Source organism: Shewanella avicenniae, assembly GCF_017354945.1.
Classification (GTDB): Bacteria; Pseudomonadota; Gammaproteobacteria; order Enterobacterales; family Shewanellaceae; genus Shewanella; species Shewanella avicenniae.
Genome location: NZ_CP071503.1, coordinates 3,560,071 through 3,576,376 on the forward strand (window position 1 = coordinate 3,560,071; position 16,306 = coordinate 3,576,376).

At 51.2% G+C, this 16,306-nt stretch carries 15 protein-coding genes; 3 read left to right on the forward strand and 12 right to left on the reverse strand.

From position 1 onward, the window contains the following. Positions 1-50 precede the first annotated feature (50 nt). Positions 51-1,940 (forward strand): DEAD/DEAH box helicase, encoded by a 1,890-nt coding sequence (locus JYB87_RS15670; RefSeq protein WP_207354381.1) that lies wholly within the window; start codon positions 51-53, stop codon positions 1,938-1,940. A gap of 117 nt (positions 1,941-2,057) precedes the next feature. Here the strand turns inward: JYB87_RS15670 and JYB87_RS15675 are convergent, their stop codons facing one another. The 9 genes from JYB87_RS15675 to metB all read right to left on the reverse strand — a co-directional run bounded on the left by JYB87_RS15675 (position 2,058) and on the right by metB (position 10,977). Next, complete coding sequence (locus JYB87_RS15675) at positions 2,058-3,086, reverse strand: DUF2955 domain-containing protein (protein WP_207354382.1); 1,029 nt, start codon at positions 3,084-3,086, stop codon at positions 2,058-2,060. An 8-nt stretch (positions 3,087-3,094) separates the two neighbouring features. Continuing rightward, complete coding sequence (locus JYB87_RS15680) at positions 3,095-4,153, reverse strand: HlyD family secretion protein (RefSeq protein ID WP_207354383.1); 1,059 nt, start codon at positions 4,151-4,153, stop codon at positions 3,095-3,097. A gap of 16 nt (positions 4,154-4,169) precedes the next feature. Beyond that, the gene (locus JYB87_RS15685) at positions 4,170-4,643 is read right to left on the reverse strand and encodes a MarR family transcriptional regulator (RefSeq protein WP_207354384.1); all 474 of its coding nucleotides are present in this window, start codon (positions 4,641-4,643) and stop codon (positions 4,170-4,172) included. Positions 4,644-4,832: 189 nt separating this feature from the next. Beyond that, positions 4,833-5,732: a methylenetetrahydrofolate reductase gene (gene metF / locus JYB87_RS15690; protein ID WP_207354385.1), complete on the reverse strand. Its 900-nt coding sequence runs from the start codon at positions 5,730-5,732 to the stop codon at positions 4,833-4,835. A gap of 256 nt (positions 5,733-5,988) precedes the next feature. Continuing rightward, positions 5,989-6,153 (reverse strand): hypothetical protein, encoded by a 165-nt coding sequence (locus JYB87_RS15695; protein ID WP_207354386.1) that lies wholly within the window; start codon positions 6,151-6,153, stop codon positions 5,989-5,991. 40 nt (positions 6,154-6,193) lie between these two features. Beyond that, entirely contained in the window at positions 6,194-6,541 is a 348-nt protein-coding gene (locus tag JYB87_RS15700; RefSeq protein ID WP_207354387.1) for a VOC family protein, read from the reverse strand. A gap of 117 nt (positions 6,542-6,658) precedes the next feature. Continuing rightward, the gene (locus JYB87_RS15705) at positions 6,659-7,186 is read right to left on the reverse strand and encodes a hypothetical protein (RefSeq protein WP_207354388.1); all 528 of its coding nucleotides are present in this window, start codon (positions 7,184-7,186) and stop codon (positions 6,659-6,661) included. A gap of 216 nt (positions 7,187-7,402) precedes the next feature. Then, the gene (locus JYB87_RS15710; protein ID WP_207354389.1) at positions 7,403-9,796 is read right to left on the reverse strand and encodes a bifunctional aspartate kinase/homoserine dehydrogenase II; all 2,394 of its coding nucleotides are present in this window, start codon (positions 9,794-9,796) and stop codon (positions 7,403-7,405) included. Between the two features lie 20 nt (positions 9,797-9,816). Beyond that, positions 9,817-10,977, reverse strand: coding sequence for a cystathionine gamma-synthase (metB, locus tag JYB87_RS15715; RefSeq protein WP_207354390.1), 1,161 nt, complete (start codon positions 10,975-10,977; stop codon positions 9,817-9,819). 213 nt (positions 10,978-11,190) lie between these two features. Here metB and metJ point away from each other — a divergent pair, with 213 nt between their 5' ends. Next, positions 11,191-11,505, forward strand: a complete 315-nt coding sequence (gene metJ, locus JYB87_RS15720; protein WP_207354391.1) for a met regulon transcriptional regulator MetJ — start codon at positions 11,191-11,193, stop codon at positions 11,503-11,505. Between the two features lie 56 nt (positions 11,506-11,561). Further along, on the forward strand, positions 11,562-12,296 hold the full coding sequence (locus JYB87_RS15725) for a sulfite exporter TauE/SafE family protein (RefSeq protein ID WP_207354392.1): 735 nt from the start codon (positions 11,562-11,564) through the stop codon (positions 12,294-12,296). Positions 12,297-12,389: 93 nt separating this feature from the next. Here JYB87_RS15725 and nrfD read toward each other — a convergent pair whose 3' ends face one another. Genes nrfD through phsA form a run of 3 tightly spaced genes read right to left on the reverse strand, consistent with a single transcriptional unit; the run spans position 12,390 to position 16,183 of the window. Then, complete coding sequence (gene nrfD / locus JYB87_RS15730) at positions 12,390-13,322, reverse strand: NrfD/PsrC family molybdoenzyme membrane anchor subunit (RefSeq protein ID WP_207354393.1); 933 nt, start codon at positions 13,320-13,322, stop codon at positions 12,390-12,392. Then, positions 13,319-13,891, reverse strand: coding sequence for a 4Fe-4S dicluster domain-containing protein (locus JYB87_RS15735; RefSeq protein WP_207354394.1), 573 nt, complete (start codon positions 13,889-13,891; stop codon positions 13,319-13,321). The genes nrfD and JYB87_RS15735 overlap by 4 nt, the downstream gene beginning before the upstream one ends. Positions 13,892-13,903: 12 nt before the next feature. Continuing rightward, a complete protein-coding gene (phsA, locus tag JYB87_RS15740; protein WP_207354395.1) occupies positions 13,904-16,183 on the reverse strand; it encodes a thiosulfate reductase PhsA in 2,280 nt (759 codons plus the stop codon). Positions 16,184-16,306: the final 123 nt, after the last annotated feature.

The following is a 16,306-nucleotide window of genomic DNA, read 5'->3' on the forward strand; positions in this document are numbered from 1 at the left end:
GAAACCATTCCTGTGTCTATTTTGACACATCCACAAGGCTACAAAATTCAATGTCATCTGAACTTACTTTCCGTGAACTCGGTTTGTCCGAGGAGCTTTTAGTTGCGCTCAACGAGCTTGGCTATGAGCATCCAACCCCTATCCAAGCAGCGAGTATCAAACCGCTGATCGAGGGCAAGGATATCCTTGGTCAAGCCCAAACTGGTACCGGTAAAACCGGTGCATTTGCGTTGCCGTTACTGAACGCAATCAAACGTGACCTCAACGCCCCGCAGATTCTGGTTCTGGCGCCAACGCGCGAACTTGCTGTACAAGTTGCCGAAGCCTTTTCCAGCTATGCCAAATTTATCAAAGGGTTCCACGTACTGCCTATCTATGGCGGTCAAAGCATGCATCAACAGTTGCAAGCTCTGCGTCGTGGTGCTCAGGTTGTTGTAGGTACACCTGGCCGCGTGATGGATCATATGCGTCGCGGCACGCTTAAACTTGATAATCTGCAATCTTTAGTGCTCGACGAAGCCGATGAAATGCTCAAAATGGGCTTCATCGATGACATTGAATGGATTCTTGAGCACACCCCAGAAACTCGCCAATTGGCACTGTTTTCAGCCACCATGCCTGAGCAGATCAAGCGTGTGGCAAACAAGCACCTGAACGAACCAGTCAATATCAGTATTGCGGCCAGCCACACCACCGTTGATTCTATCGAACAACGTTTTGTGCAAGTTGCGCAACACAACAAACTGGAAGCCTTGGTGCGCGTACTGGAAGTGGAAAACACGGAAGGTATCATCATCTTCGTGCGTACCCGTAACTCATGTGTGGAACTGGCTGAGAAGCTGGAAGCCCGCGGTTACGCCAGTTCACCACTGCATGGCGACATGAACCAACAAGCGCGTGAACGCGCAGTTGAACAGCTGAAATCTGGCAAGCTGGATATTCTGATTGCGACTGACGTTGCAGCGCGTGGTTTGGACGTTGAACGTATTGGCCACGTTATCAACTACGATATTCCATACGACACCGAAGCCTACGTACACCGTATTGGCCGTACTGGCCGTGCTGGCCGTACCGGTATGGCGATCCTGTTTGTGACTAACCGTGAAATACGCATGCTGCGCACCATCGAACGCGCCACCAACAGCCGTATTTCGCCAATGAAGATCCCAGGTCCAGAAGTGGTGGCAGAGCGTCGTTTGTCTCGTTTAGGCGAGCAGATCGGTAGCGTCATCAACAATGAACAGTTGGACTTTATGCAAAGCGCTGTGGGCACCCTGTGTTCACAACTGGAAATCGAAATCGATACCCTGGCTTCAGCACTGCTGTACTTAGTACAACAAGAGCGTCCACTGCAACCACCAGCGATCCAAGAACGTGTGCGTGATAGCCGTGACAGCCGCGAAGGTCGCGATGGTCGTGATGGCGGTTCACGTGGCGATGACCGTAACGGTGATCGTAAACCACGTCGCGCCCGCCCAACTGGCGATCTCGGTATTGCTGAACAGCTAAAAGACAACCCAGAGATCAAGATGGCGCGCTACGTGATTGAAGTGGGTCGTGACCACGGTGTAGGTGTGGGCAACATTGTTGGCGCGATTGCTAACGAAGCCAACATCGACAGCCGTTACATCGGTCAAATTCAATTGCTGGATCAGATCAGTACTGTTGACCTGCCTACTGGCATGCCAAAAGAAGTGTTAGCCCACCTGCGTGGTGTGCGTGTATGTGGTCGCCCAATCAATATCCGTGAAGCGGGTACTGAAGTTGAAGGCGCTTCATCATCACGTCGTCCACGTCGTGACGGCGGCGCACCTCGTCGCAGTGAAGGTCGTGGTGAAGGTCGCAGCAGCGAAGGCCGTAGCGAAGGTCGTGATGGCCAACGCCGTGAACGCCGCAGCGAAGGTGGCGAACGTAAGCCACGTCGTCGTGACAGCAAATAATTCACGCCAACGCTAAATGCAAAAGGGAACCCATGGGTTCCCTTTTTCGTATCGCGATTACCGTTACATGAACATAGATGAGCTGAGCCATCGATAAACCGCCTTAGAGCTCAGCGGTTAAGTCCCGAAGCGCGTCATCTCAAAGCGGTTTAGCAGTCGGTGGATCAAATACAGCACCACCAAGGTTGCCACAATCGAGCCAAGAATACTGCTGATGCGGTACATGGCGCTAAACACCATATCGCTATTTGGCGACAGATATTGCCCAAACAAAATACCAAGGGTGGTCATTGAACCAAAGCCGATGCCAGAGCCCGAACGCTCTTTGACGTGGATTTGAGCACAGAGCATGACGCATATCCAAAACAGCGGTAGCAGGAACAGCAAAATCTCAGCCCAATCATAGAGTAAGATTTGAATCATTAATCCCATCCCTACGCCCACAATCGTACCGTAAGCGCGCTTACGAGCGTAACCTAACGCACCGTTCCAATGCATCGGGAACAACAGCAGTAACGTTGTAGCTTGGGCCGATAATGAGTCTTGCAGATCAAACATCTGAAACACCACAAACGACATGGTTGCCATCGTGGCGCCGAGTATCGCTTCATGGCGACGGCGATGGGGCTGTTTGCCTTCAGGCTTAAATGCTGGACGTTGTTCAACATCGGGGATGAGCCACTTCATCAAGTAGGCAATGCCCACAGCCACAAAGGCCGACATCAGGTTCAGAGTGATGAGGTCATTCACATCCACCGTTGAATAGCTGGCAAAGTGCAGCATGATGCTGAGATTGATGACACCACTCGCGCCGTACAGAAACAACGGCCCTTTCGACATACAGGCAAACCGATGCAGAAATAACACAAAGGCAAACAAGGTCATCGCCACCGGATGACTGCCCAACATGCCACCGACCAAGCCCACCTCAAGCGCGCATAACACACTGGAGGCAATCATCTGTCTGGCCGCATGCGCATTCATCACCGGCACCAAGCCAAGCAACAACATCGGCGTCACTACAAAAAATACGCCGTTGTCCCAACCCATAACCTTGCACAGGGCAAAGCCCAAGGTCGCGCCGGTGGCAATCCGTAAACATTGGCGTAAGTCGTTTGCAGTTAACGACATATGAGGTAAAAACATAACGGCCTTTAGTAGATGTAGTGCAGCAAGGCAATGAACTTAATTTGCGCTTTGGCAAACCAGTGCATGATGCCGGACTCAGGCAGCAGTTGCACTGTGGCACGCGCGCCAGCGGCCAGTTCACGTTGCGATGGATGCTCCAAGGTAAAGTGCAACCGTAGGCGCTGTGCATCACGCACCCAGCGGTTAGATTGCTCTGGCGCAGCCAAAGAGCCATCGGCAGAAAACTGCCCAGCACTCACACCGGCATCAATACTGCTAACACTGGCGGCATACAGCATGCCCGGATCACCGTCGAAGGTGACGTAGGCGCGATAGCCTTGCGCAACATTGCGAATGGTTTTTTCACGAAAGTCAGCAATCACATCAAGCTGATCAGACACCAAAGCCATCACCGGCGCATTGGCGGATAACACGCTACCTTGCTGCAACTGCAGGTTACTGACCACTCCATCTTGATCCGCTTTCACTTGGGTGTAGGACAGATTCAGCTTTGCTTGCGCCAATTGGTTTTTGGCCAGTCGTAAGCGCAAGTTATCTTCGCCAACACTCCCGCGAGACACCTGCAATCTGCGTAAGGTTGCCCGTGCGGCATCTAAGCTTGCTTGGGCGGTTTTCACATCGGTAAAACTTTGCTCTTCGCTCTGGCGCGACACACTGTTATCTGCCACCAGTTTATGCAAACGCCGTGCTTCACGTTGGGCTTGCTCTAGCGCCGCATCATCGGCAATCACCGTGGCTTTGGCAGCGGCAATCTGCGCATCGAGTTCGGCGTTATCTTGCAGTGCTTGCTCTAAGTTCAATTGTGCTTGTTGCAGTGCTAACTGATAAGGTGCAGCGTCAATCTCAAACAGCACTTGCCCTTGTTTGACGTGTTGGTTGTTACTCACCTGCACATTGACGACTTTGCCCGATACCTGCGGTGCCACTTTGGTGATTAGCCGGGTCGCCATCGCTTGGGGAGTTAATGGCGCCGACATATCCGCAAAAATAAAATAGCCAAACAGCAAAACAAACCCACAGATAGCGAATTTAATAATGCGGGCGAATTGTTGATCTGGTGTCATTTACAACAAGGCTCCTTTAACGGTCTAAGGTTTTTAATTGATCGAGTTTATCCAGTGCTGACTGAGTGATTTGACTCAGCACTTGTTCGAAAATCTTGAGTTGTTCAGAGGAGACGTCTTGCAACATTTCAGCGCGAATTTTGACGATACGCGACTCGAGCTGTGCTAACACTTGGCGGCCAGCCTCGGTGGTGTTCACGATGCGGGCGCGTTTATCTTGGGTACAGCTCACGCGGGTGACTAGCCCCTGCTCCTCAAGTTGACCAAGCGTACGCATTAACGAGGGCAGTTCGATCTCCAGCGATTCCGCCAACTGCTTTTGGCTCACACCATCGCCCATGCGCTTTAATTTCCACAGCGCGGTCCAGCGCGGATGGGTTAACCCTAATGGCGCCAATTCAGCATCGGCCACCATGCGCCATAACCGCTGGCAGCGCCCAAGATGTTCAACGAGTGAGTACTCGCGCAGATGTGTAGCTTCGGCGGTCATGTGATCTCCAACTTACTTAGCAGGCGAAGTATTATATTTATTTAGCCTGCTAAGTAAACAGTAAATACTAATTTTCTAAAGAAGATTTAGATCACGTTTTACAATTGGTGGAATAAGCGCCGAAATGACACCAAGAGAGCAATAAAAAACCCGCAACTAATGCGGGTTTATGGAAAGTTTGCGCAGCGCTTATTCAGCGGCGCTTTGTGGTCTTACGCCAAGGGTATGGCAGATAGCGTAGGTGAGCTCAGCACGGTTCAGGGTATAAAAGTGGAAATCTTTCACCCCTTCACGGCTCAGTACTTTCACCATATCAATCGCAACGTTCGCCCCGACCAGTGAACGGGTGCCCGCATCGTTATCCAAGCCTTCAAACTGACGATGTAACCAGCGAGGCAGTGACACATTGGTCATGCCAGCAAATCGTTTCAGTTGGTTAAAGTTAGTCACCGGCAAAATGCCCGGCACAATCTCTACGTCTATCCCAGCGGCTACGCAGCGATCACGAAAGCGTAGATAAGATTCAATATCAAAGAAAAACTGGGTGATCGCGCGGTTAGCACCAGCATCGATCTTGCGTTTCAGATTGATCAGATCTGCCTGAGCATTCGGCGCATCAGGGTGAACTTCTGGGTAAGCGGCCACCGAAATATCAAAGTCCGCCACGCTTTTCAGCAAGCGCACCAGATCATTGGCAAAACGGGTTGGCTTTGGGCTACCGTCAGGCAAATCACCACGCAGCGCCACAATGTTACGTATACCAGTGTTCCAGTAGTGTTTAGCCAGCTCTAACAGCTCTTCATCCGTCGCATCAACCAGGGTCAAATGCGGTGCCGCCACCAAGTTGGTTTCTTTCTGAATACGTTCAATCACGCTATGGGTACGGTCACGCACCCCTGAGTTAGCGCCATAAGTTACCGATACAAACTTAGGGTTAAGCGGCTCCAAACGTTGAATGGAATTCCACAGAATGGTTTCCATTTCAGGCGTAGATGGCGGGAAAAATTCAAACGAAACATTAATATCACCGTTCAGATCAGCAAGACTCTGGTTGAGTGAGTTGGCGTGTTGTGCGTGATGAAAAGCCATGTTGAATTCTTCCTCGATTTTTATCTATCTGGACGTTTGGACGTCTATATGGCTGTATACTAGAGAAACTGACACTGAAGTCAAGCAAAAAACAGCCTAGATCACAGTATAAATGGCGTGCGATCTATCGAGTCGTTAATTTTTATTGGGGACAATTGCGAATATGTGAATATGCAATAAGAAATGAATGGATACTGGCGAGATTAAAATCGTAGATGGGTACGCTAAGCCAAGGTACTTAGGCCAACTGAGATGCTCAAATAGAAAAGATCAACCAGCCAAACGCCAGCATTAAGGCAATCGACAGCAATACCATCACCACTAACATTCTTGAGCGACGCATTGATTCACCAAGCGCTTTCATCGCTTGCGTCGGCAACGCCGATAAACTTTGTAGAATTAAACTGACGATACCGTCCATTGTTTCCCTCAATTTAGCTACGAAAGCTAACGTCATTATTTTACTCAGACCACACAGCAAACTCATTGCCACTGGGTTCCAAAAACTGGAACCGGCGACCACCGGGAAAGCTAAAAATAGGTTTAATAACCTCACCGCCATTGGCGACGACTTTGGCCAAGGTAGCTTCTAAATCAGCGCTATAAAACACCAGCAACGCGCCACCAGAAGCCGTTTGACTTGCCGCCGCAGCCTGATAAAAACCGCCATCCAAGCCTTGGTTACTAAAGGCGGTGTAGTCTGGGCCATAATCCACAAACGCCCAGCCAAATACCGCCGTAAAGAATGCTTTGGTGGCCACTAAATCTTGCGCGGCAAATTCAACATAGTTGAGTTTTTCATGTTCCATGGTGCTACATCGCTAAGCTGTTGTGCATTAGGCTTCAACTTACGCTAGTTAGCTGAATTGTCCATAAAAAAACCAGGAGAGATTCACCAGCTTTCGCACCAGCCTGTTTGACAGTATTTAGAACTGATAACCTACCGCAAAGCCGCCGGTGAAGCCCTCTTTATCAAAGTCGGCACCGGAGATCCGCCCATAGCCCCACTCAAGCCGTACCCGTAGGCCGCGTTCACTTAGGCCGTGACGGTTATAGCTATAACTCACGCCTAGCCCGTTTACCGTATGATTATCAAAGGGTTCAGCAAGCGCAGTGCCAATTGCGCAGCCCATCGTATAACCAACACTGCCGGACTCGCTGTCACTACCACACCATTCCTTATGGCCATTACGCACCCCAAGAGCGCCAGCAACAATCCCCAGCGCATGGCGATTATTATCATCCACTGCCTGTTCAAAACCGGCGGATACACCATCATCCAACCCCACTTTGTAGTTGGCGAACCAACGCTGTTGGTCATTTGGGTGATAGGAGACTTCGGGGATCACCATAAACGGCAAGCCACCGGTAAGGCTGAAGTGCGTTTCGCCCGCGACAGCAGGCAAGGTAGAGGCAGCAACGACAACCGCTGCAGCAGCAGAGATGAATTTCATTGGATATCCTTATCGACATTAAGCAATGATGCATTGGAACTTTCATAATACAAACACAGTCGACCATCACCAAGAGCACAAATGTAAATTCTCTTTAATAAGCATACTGTTAGCATCTTTAACTGGGCTTGAACCTACCCAAAGCGTTGGCATTGATCTCCAACAAAAAAGCTCCCGAAGGAGCTTTTTTCGCGTGCGGTTGAGACGGCGAATCGGTTAGTCTTGCAACAAATCTTTACAGATCTGCACTAAATCAGACTGCACCGCAGCAGCAGTGACTTCGCGCCCCGCCCCCGGACCACGAATGATCAGCGGATTGCCTTGATAGAAGGTACTGCGAATAACAAATACGTTGTCACCAGGGGTTAAGTTGGCATACGGATGCGAGTTTTCCACCCATTGCAATGAAACTTCCGCTTGAAGGCTATCACCTGAACGATCCAACGCCGCCACGTAACGCAACACTTTGTTTTGCTCATTGGCCGCAGCAAACTGTTGCGCCAAATCATCATCCATCTCATGCATGCGCGCCAGAAACTCATCCAACGGCACATCCACCAGATTAGCGGGCACCAGTGAACTCAATTGAATATCTTCCAGCTCTAACTCTAAACCAATCTCGCGGGCCAAAATCAGCAGCTTACGTTGCATATCACGGCCAGAGAGATCGTCACGCGGATCGGGCTCGGTAATGCCCAAGCCCTTGGCTTGCAGCACCAATTCAGAGAAAGGTTTTACCCCATCATATTGTTCAAATAGCCAACACAAAGTGCCAGAAAAGATACCGCCAATTGCCGCCACTGAGTCACCGCTGTTATGCAGATCGTTCAACGCATGTTGGATCGGTAAACCGGCACCACAGCTGGCGTTATAACGCCAGAACAAGCGGCGGTTACTGAGCATCTGCTTCAGTTCACGATAGAAAGTTAGCGGGCCAGAACCGGCCAACTTATTGGCGCTGACCATGTGAATGCCGCGGCTGAAAAACTCTGGGTATTGCAAAGTCAGCGCCGCACTGGCACTGATGTCGAGCGCTACCAACTCATCGGCGGTCAGAGTTTCAATGCGCTCAAACAAGTGATCATATTGATACGGCGTGGCTTCGTTAGCCATCCGCGCTTGCCAATCGCTGCTGCTGATACCGTTATCATCCACTAATGCTTCACGCGAGCGCACGATGCCGACCAGTTCAACTTGGGCTTCTAGCTCACGGCTCAAACGCTTTTGCGCGCTTTCAAACAAGTTCAACCAAGCTTCACCAATGTTGCCAACACCCAGCACAATAATGCCGATGCGTTTACGCGGTCCAGCACAGCGGCGATGTACTTTTTGGGTCAGCAGCGACACTTGGCCTTGTGGCACTAAGGTCACGAGGCTCAATTCATCTTGATACAGCGGCCGCGCATCACGGCTGAGCAAACGGGCAAAACTGCGACGATACTGCGCGGCGGCACTGCTCACCAAGGCGACTAAGCCAAAGCCGAGATGTTCTTGAATATCGCTAATCTGCAACTCAGCGCTGACGGATGTCAACAGCGCTTGGGCTTGCTTACGCAGTTCCGGGGTGAACACCACTTCATGGCGGAATTTGCTGTGTTGCCAATGCGCTAACGGGCGTAACCCTGCGGCAATAAAGGCGTCAAATAATGCATTCCACTCACTGTCTAATTGGAAAGTGATCGACAGCACTTCATCCAGATTAGTCACCACTGGCGCACTAGCCGCGTCGCATTGCGGCGTCACCAGGGTAAATTCGGTTTGCGGCGCATAGCTTGAGCGCACCGCTAAGCTGACCTGAGTGTCAAACAGCGGTTGCAGTGTGCGCGAGTGCAGCACCGGCGAACCAAGGCGTGCCAAGCGATCTGCTTCAACCAATGACATGGTTTTCAGTAGCTTAGCACCTTGGATCTTGTTCGGATCGGCATTGAATACCCCTTCGACATCGGTCCAAATGGTAACGCGATCGATATCGGCGAGGCTGGCAATCAAGGTGGCGCTAAAGTCAGAGCCATTGCGCCCCAACAACAGCGTTTCACCGTTCGGGTTGGCGCAGATAAACCCGGTGATCACCAAGCGCTCATCAGGATGTTCCTGCAGCGTTTTTTGCACCAACTCGCGCGATGCCTCGGTGCGGATTTTCGGTACTGCGCCTTCATCGGCAATCAGCAGCTGTCGCGCATCGATGTTGCTGGCGGCAACGCCCGATTCACGTAACAGTGCCGCCATCAAACGGGCGGACCAACGCTCACCAAAGCTCACCACTTCGCTGCATTGGTATTCGCTCAGTTGCTCGAGTTGCAATAAGGTCATCAGCTGCGAGCGATCTGAACTCAAACGCTCGCGCAGTTGCCGCGCTTGCTCGTTGCCTAGCAGCTGTTCAATCAAGTTTTGCTGATAGTTCATCAGCACTTGCAGCTCTTCTTGCCACAACTGCTTGGCTTCGCGCAGGGCGAGTAATTTGTAGAGGAAATTGGTGGTTTTACCTGCCGCCGACACCACGACCAAATCATCTGGGCGTCCATGAGTAAGCAGGATATGCGCAACGCGGCGATAGCAATCTGGGTCTGCCAGACTTGAGCCGCCAAATTTATGCAAGTGACTACGCGCCATCTCGTTTAATGCTCCAATATTCAGCAAGCTGCAACAGCAGCGAGGCCCGCAGCGATATCATTCAGCAGGTCTTGCGGATCTTCAATACCGACCGACAGGCGGATCAGTGTCTCTTTAATGCCAGCTTCAGCGCGAGCTGCTGGCTCCATCGCACGATGGGTCATGGTGGCCGGAACTGCCACGAGGCTTTCCACCCCGCCTAAACTTTCCGCCACTGAAAAATAGTTAAGTGCGCTTAAAAATGCCGCCACTTCTTGCTCGCCACCCTTGAGCTCGAAACTCAGCATGGCACCAAAGCCTTTTTGTTGCTTGGCAGCGATCTCATGGCCGGGATGCGATTTCAACCCTGGATAATATACCTTGTCTACTTGATCGCTGTTGCTTAATAACGCAACTATTTGTTCGGCGTTACTTTGATGCTCGCGAATGCGCAATGACAAAGTGCGTAAACCACGCAGCGTGAGGTAACTGTCAAACGCGCCGCCGGTCAAGCCAAGGGTATTTGACCACCAGTGCAGTTGCTCAGACACCGCAGGATCTTTGGCAATGACGGCACCGCCAATCACATCGCTGTGACCATTGATGTATTTGGTGGTGGAGTGCACCACGATATCGGCACCCAAGGTCAACGGTTGTTGCAGCGCGGGGGATAAGAAGGTGTTATCCGCCACCAGCAGCGCACCAACCTTTTGGCATTCAGCGGCCATCGCCGCAATATCCACCACCCGCACTAACGGGTTGGAAGGGGTTTCAATCCATACCATTTTTGGCGTTTGCGCAAAGGCTTGATTGACTGCATTGGCATCGGTTTGATCAACCACCAGCAGCTTAAAGCTGCCTTTCTTGGCCAGATTGGTGAACAAACGATAGCTGCCACCGTAACAATCGTGCGGCACTATCAATAGGTCGTTTGGCCCAAGCAAGCTGGTGACCAGCGTAATCGCCGCCATACCACTGGCAGTGATTACGCCCGGGCAACCTTGTTCTAATTCACCGAGCGCATCGCCGAGAATCGAACGGGTTGGGTTACCTGAACGACTGTAATCAAACGCACGTGGATTTTTGTGGCCATCAAAGGCATAGTTAGTCGAAAGATAAATCGGCGGAACCACGGCCCCGTGCTGTGTATCGGATTCAATCCCTTGACGGACAGCCGCTGTTGCTATTTTCCGCTGTGTCATTTTCGACTCCTCTGCATGCGGTTCAACATCTATAGATGTCTGGACGTCTAAATTCTACCAAGCTAACCACTATCGTCAATAGGCATATAGACGTTTAGACATCTAAAAGTATAGAATTCTATCTATCCAACACAGTTTTTGCCTACCGACATTTGACTGGCTGCCTTTAGCGGTTAAAATCGGCGGCGAATTTAAGATATAGCAGGTGCAACGATGACTGAATGGAACGGAGAATACATCAGCCCATACGCTGAGCACGGCAAGAAGAACGAACAAGTGAAAAAAATCACTGTATCGATTCCGCTCAAAGTGCTGAAGATTTTGACTGATGAGCGTACGCGCCGCCAAGTAAACAATTTACGTCATGCCACCAACAGCGAACTGTTGTGTGAAGCCTTCCTGCATGCTTACACAGGTCAACCCTTACCGAACGATGGCGATCTATGTAAGGATCAACCCGATAGTATTCCTGCCGATGCCAAACGTCTGATGGACGAAATGGGCATTGAATGGGAAGAGTTAGAATAACGCTTGCCGTTAATCATTAAAGCGGTCTTTGACCGCTTTAATGCTTACTTATCATCATGCAGTCACTTATCGACCCCACCACGCTGCTACTCGCCTCGCTGATTATCTTTTCTGGGGCTGTGGTACAAAGCCTCATCGGCTTCGGCCTAGCCGTTGTCTCCGCACCGCTACTCTATATTGTTGACCCTGAATTGGTTCCTGTGCCAGTGATTTTAATGGGATTCACTATCTCGTTACTCACGCTAGTGCGCGAACGCAGCCATCTTGAATTTAATGGCTTGCAATGGGGCTTAGTGGGGCGTATTCCCGGCGGCTTAATTGGCGCCACTTTATTATTGCTGGCACCGCAGCCTGTACTGGGCTTAATGATTGCCGCGATTGTGGCAATTGCGATTCTGCTCAATGTAAAGCACTACAGTATTGCGGTGAACCGAGTCACCATGTTTATCGCTGGTATCTTTTCGGGGATTTTTGGCACTATTGCTGGCATTGGCGGCCCACCAATGGCGCTGCTGCTTACGGGGCGTGATGCGGGTAAGTTTCGTGCGGCACTGTCGGCCTTTTTTGCGCTTGCGAGTTTGCTCAGCCTGCTGATCTTATTGTGCGTTGGCAAACTACATTGGCACCATCTATTACTGGCATTGGTGCTCGTCCCAGCGGTATTTATCGGATTTTGGGTGTCGAATTTTATCGTGCCTTATATTGACCGGCGCCGCACACGTCAATTTACGCTTGCGCTTTGTAGCCTCAACGTCTTGGTATTAACAGTTAAATCCTGTTTAAGCTGGTAAAAAAAGAGCCCGCAATGGCGGGCTCAAAGACGCTAACAACCACAACTAACTTAGCTTGCGTTTCACGGATGTCGCTTTTAACTGACGCGGCGCTTAACTGATATAGCTTTGACCGGCATACAAAATGAAGTGCCGCAGTGCCAATACTCCGGTCAAACTGGCGCAGGCCGCTAATACGGTCACGCCTTTGCCATGACGCAGCTCGGCAGGGAGTAACCGTGATAACAGCGGAATACCAAAGCCCACCCCAACCACCAGCGCCCAGAACACTACTGCCCATTGGCCCGTGGTCAGTGACGCCAGCGCCGATGCTGCCGCACCACCTTTGAAGTACAGCGCGGAGAACAGCATCAGCAGAAACAGCATCTCGATACCCACAACAGGCAGCTCAACCCTATGCAAGCCACTGATTTCGGCGCTATGGCTATCGGTTTTAAACCAAATCAATGCGACTAAGGCATTGGCCGCTGCACCTGCAGAAATCCCTGACACCAAGAACAGCGCCGGTAAAATTGCGGTATTGAGCATCGGGTACACATTCATGGCAGAGATCAAAAAGCCAGTGTAAGCGCCCACCACAATCCCTAAGCCAAACAGCAACACTTCCAGCGGTTTGCGCCATCCAAGCAACGCCTCGGCAACTCCGCCCAATAGCGGCCAGTTGGCTAATGGCGCACGGAATACCAGCAGCGCATAGGCAAAGGTCAGCGGAATGTAGAGCAGCAGTGCAATCACCCCAATCGACATCACTGAGCTGAGATTGTAGTTAATCAAAATCAGCCAGAAGTGGAACGGTTTGGTCAGGTCAAACACCAAACACAGCATGCCTAAACAGATCGCCAGCGGTGCCACCAGTGCCGCCGCTTTGATAATTGGGCTTTCAAACTGTTCGCCTTTGGCCCAGCGTAGCGCCAATGCCACCATGACCGCCCCAGCGGACAACCCCGCCAGAAACAGATAGACCGCGATTACCCAGTGCCAAGTCACCGGATCATATTGGCTCATGTCGCCCCAAATATTGTTCATGATGCGATTCCTCCTTTTTTGGCGGGAATTCGATACACCCGAGGCTCTGCGCCCAGATGGACTTTGTCGCGGTAAGTTGCGCGAGTTGCGATGATTTGTGCCACTTCGGAGCTGGCATCGTTGGCATCGCCAAACACCAAGGCGTTGGTTGGACACACGGTCACGCAAGCCGGTTGTTCACCGCGTTTCAGGCGTGTATCGGTACAGAAGTTACATTTATCGGCTACCCGAGTGACAGGGTTCATAAAGCGCACTTTGTAGGTACACGCCGCCACGCAGTATTGGCAACCCACGCACTTATCTTTGTTGATGGTGATAATGCCATCATCATTGCGATAGGCTGCGCCAGTTGGGCAAACCTTGATACAAGCGGCATCCTCACATTGTTGGCAGGAGATGCGCGCATAGCTGTAGTGCAGATTAGGCATCTCACCAAAGGGGCCTTCAACGCGCACTTGCAATCTTGCTACGCCATCGGGCACATCGTTTTCAGTACGGCAGGCGACATTACACGCCTGACAGCCGATGCATTTGTTTTCGTCATGCACCATGACATATCGCTTATTCATGTTGGCCTCCCCTTATGCCTTTTCCAATTTCACGCCGGTGGTATGGACACACATACCGCTAATAGGCGCTGTTTGGTGAGGTAGCAAATTACCGCAGTGGATCCCCTTACCTGTGGCACGGGTGAGTTCGCGGTTCTTCGAGCCAAAGCCCATGTAGGCAAAAACCGTATCGGGACGTATGCCCTTGGTGACCAATGCCTTGCCCTCTTCACTGCCAGCACTTGAGGTCAGCCGAATCTTATCGCCATCGGCAATACCGCGTGCGGCTGCCGTTTTGGGATGGATCCACACCGCGTTGTCAGACATTAAGTTGGCCAGCATCGGCACATTGTGCGTGGCACCGTTGGTGTGTACCGCGACTTTGCCTTGAATAAAGTAGAGCTCATCGGGTTGCTTGAGGGTGACATCACGGAAGACGATGTTGCCGCGTCCAGCAACAAGGGCTTCAACCGTGTCGGAGTACAGCTCAATTTTGCCGCTTGGAGTTTTAAATTTCAGATGCGAGCCATAACTGCCATCGTCGTCAGCCGCGATAGCAGTGGCAAATTCCGCAGTAAAGTCGGCCACCATTTTTGGTTCGCGCAGCATCAGCGGCTTACCAAAACTGACATAACCCTCTGTTTTAATGCGCTTCAGTAACGCATAATCTTTATGGACTTGGGCTAGTTGCAGAGTATGAATATCGTCCCATGGATAATAGTCTTGATACCCCAATTTGATGCCTAATTCGCGGAAGATCTGCCACGCTGGCTTGGTATCGCCAATCACCTCAACCACTTGTTGGCGCACATAATAGGCAGGGTTCTTACCTGACTTATCGGCAATCTCTTCATCCCGCTCCAGATAGGTTGACTCAGGCAGCATATAATCAGCGTAAGCCGCGGTTTCGCTGATATACAGATCGCAGGCCACCACCAGATCGAGCCCTTTGAGCACTTTTTCGATGCGCGCTCTGTCGGTCATGGTTTGCATTGGATTGGTACGCGCCATAATCCAGCCATGGATTGGATAAGGCTTGCCCGTTTCAAAGGTATCGAGAATCGATTGATACACCCCGCCCATGCTGGCAACGAGGCTGAATTGTTTATCGTAGGTGTCGATCCGTTCAGCAGTCGGACTTGGGATTTTCACCCCAGGTTTTGCCAGACTCGGGGCCACATCAGCACCGGCAAACTTGTTGTAAGTTTTGGCTTTTTTACCGGCATAAATGCCGCCTTTACGCTCAAAGTTGCCAATCAACACGTTGGCGGCATAGATGGCGCGGCGCAGTTCAAACTCTTCTGGCGTAAAGGTATTGCGGTGACCAAAATCGACCACCGCATGGGGTGCAGCTTTGGCCAGCTCATGGGCAATACGGCGAATGTCCTTGGCCGACACATCGGTTAAGCTTGCCGCCCATTCAGGGGTGTAGTCACGCATCTGCGCTGCAAACTGTTCAAAGCCCGCGACATAACGTTCAACAAAGGCTTTGTCGTAAAGATTATCGGCAATCAGCACATGGTTCAGCGCCAATGCGATGGCAATATCACTGCCGGGTTTGACCGGATACCATTCGTCCGCTTTGGAGGCGACCACTGAAAACCGCGGATCAAACACCACTAGTTTGGCGCTTTTCTCCATCTGCGCCTTCATCAACCCGCGGGTTTCCGACATGTTGATGCCTTCGTAAAGGTTATGGCCAAAGTTGATAATGTATTTGCTGTTGCCAAGATCGCGTTTGACCTTAGTGCCAAACATCACTTGCGCTGCGACACCATAAGCACCGGGGCAAAGCGAGAAGTGAGTAAAGGTATTGGGGCTGCCGTAGGCTTTGGCGAGATCAAACACATAGCCATGCTCAGAGCCAGATTTAGACGAAAACACCACGCTTTCTGCGCCATGTTGTTGCTTGATCTGCTGCATTTTTTCAGCAATTTCGGCGTAGGCTTGCTCCCAGGAGATCTCTTGCCACTTACCTTCGCCACGCTCGCCGACACGCTTCAATGGCTTCACAATCCGCTGTGGATCGTAGAGTAAGCTGTGCCCAGCACCACCACGGGCGCACACCTTACCGCCAAAGGATTTGGCCGCTTTATTGCCTTCAATAAAGACGGTTTTGCCATCGACCACTCTGGCCGAAATTGGACAGCGAGTTGAACACATTTCACACATGCTATTGACGGCGGTTGCACTGCCTTTGAGTGGCTCAGCGCCCATTGCGGCAATGGAGCCGGGCAGCCCCCCTGAAAATGCACAAGCCGCCCCACTGGCTCCTGCGCCTTTCAGAAAGGCCCTTCGATCAAGCTTAATCATGGTTAACCTCCAACATCTTCCTCAGAAGATGAGTCGCTCACTTTTGAATTTTGCTTCGGTAACTTACGCAGTTACCTGTGTATTCGAGCGTATTGTTAATCCACTCAGAAATTATCGGTATTG

Coding starts and splice junctions, on each gene's coding strand:
- JYB87_RS15705 (WP_207354388.1), bottom strand. CDS start 7,186: ATGAAATTCATCTCTGCTGCTGCAGCGGTTGTCGTTGCTGCCTCTACC.
- metB (WP_207354390.1), bottom strand. CDS start 10,977: ATGACACAGCGGAAAATAGCAACAGCGGCTGTCCGTCAAGGGATTGAA.
- JYB87_RS15670 (WP_207354381.1), top strand. CDS start 51: ATGTCATCTGAACTTACTTTCCGTGAACTCGGTTTGTCCGAGGAGCTT.
- JYB87_RS15695 (WP_207354386.1), bottom strand. CDS start 6,153: ATGGACGGTATCGTCAGTTTAATTCTACAAAGTTTATCGGCGTTGCCG.
- JYB87_RS15680 (WP_207354383.1), bottom strand. CDS start 4,153: ATGACACCAGATCAACAATTCGCCCGCATTATTAAATTCGCTATCTGT.
- metF (WP_207354385.1), bottom strand. CDS start 5,732: ATGGCTTTTCATCACGCACAACACGCCAACTCACTCAACCAGAGTCTT.
- JYB87_RS15710 (WP_207354389.1), bottom strand. CDS start 9,796: ATGGCGCGTAGTCACTTGCATAAATTTGGCGGCTCAAGTCTGGCAGAC.
- JYB87_RS15700 (WP_207354387.1), bottom strand. CDS start 6,541: ATGGAACATGAAAAACTCAACTATGTTGAATTTGCCGCGCAAGATTTA.
- JYB87_RS15675 (WP_207354382.1), bottom strand. CDS start 3,086: ATGTTTTTACCTCATATGTCGTTAACTGCAAACGACTTACGCCAATGT.
- metJ (WP_207354391.1), top strand. CDS start 11,191: ATGACTGAATGGAACGGAGAATACATCAGCCCATACGCTGAGCACGGC.
- JYB87_RS15685 (WP_207354384.1), bottom strand. CDS start 4,643: ATGACCGCCGAAGCTACACATCTGCGCGAGTACTCACTCGTTGAACAT.
- phsA (WP_207354395.1), bottom strand. CDS start 16,183: ATGATTAAGCTTGATCGAAGGGCCTTTCTGAAAGGCGCAGGAGCCAGT.
- JYB87_RS15735 (WP_207354394.1), bottom strand. CDS start 13,891: ATGAATAAGCGATATGTCATGGTGCATGACGAAAACAAATGCATCGGC.
- JYB87_RS15725 (WP_207354392.1), top strand. CDS start 11,562: ATGCAGTCACTTATCGACCCCACCACGCTGCTACTCGCCTCGCTGATT.
- nrfD (WP_207354393.1), bottom strand. CDS start 13,322: ATGAACAATATTTGGGGCGACATGAGCCAATATGATCCGGTGACTTGG.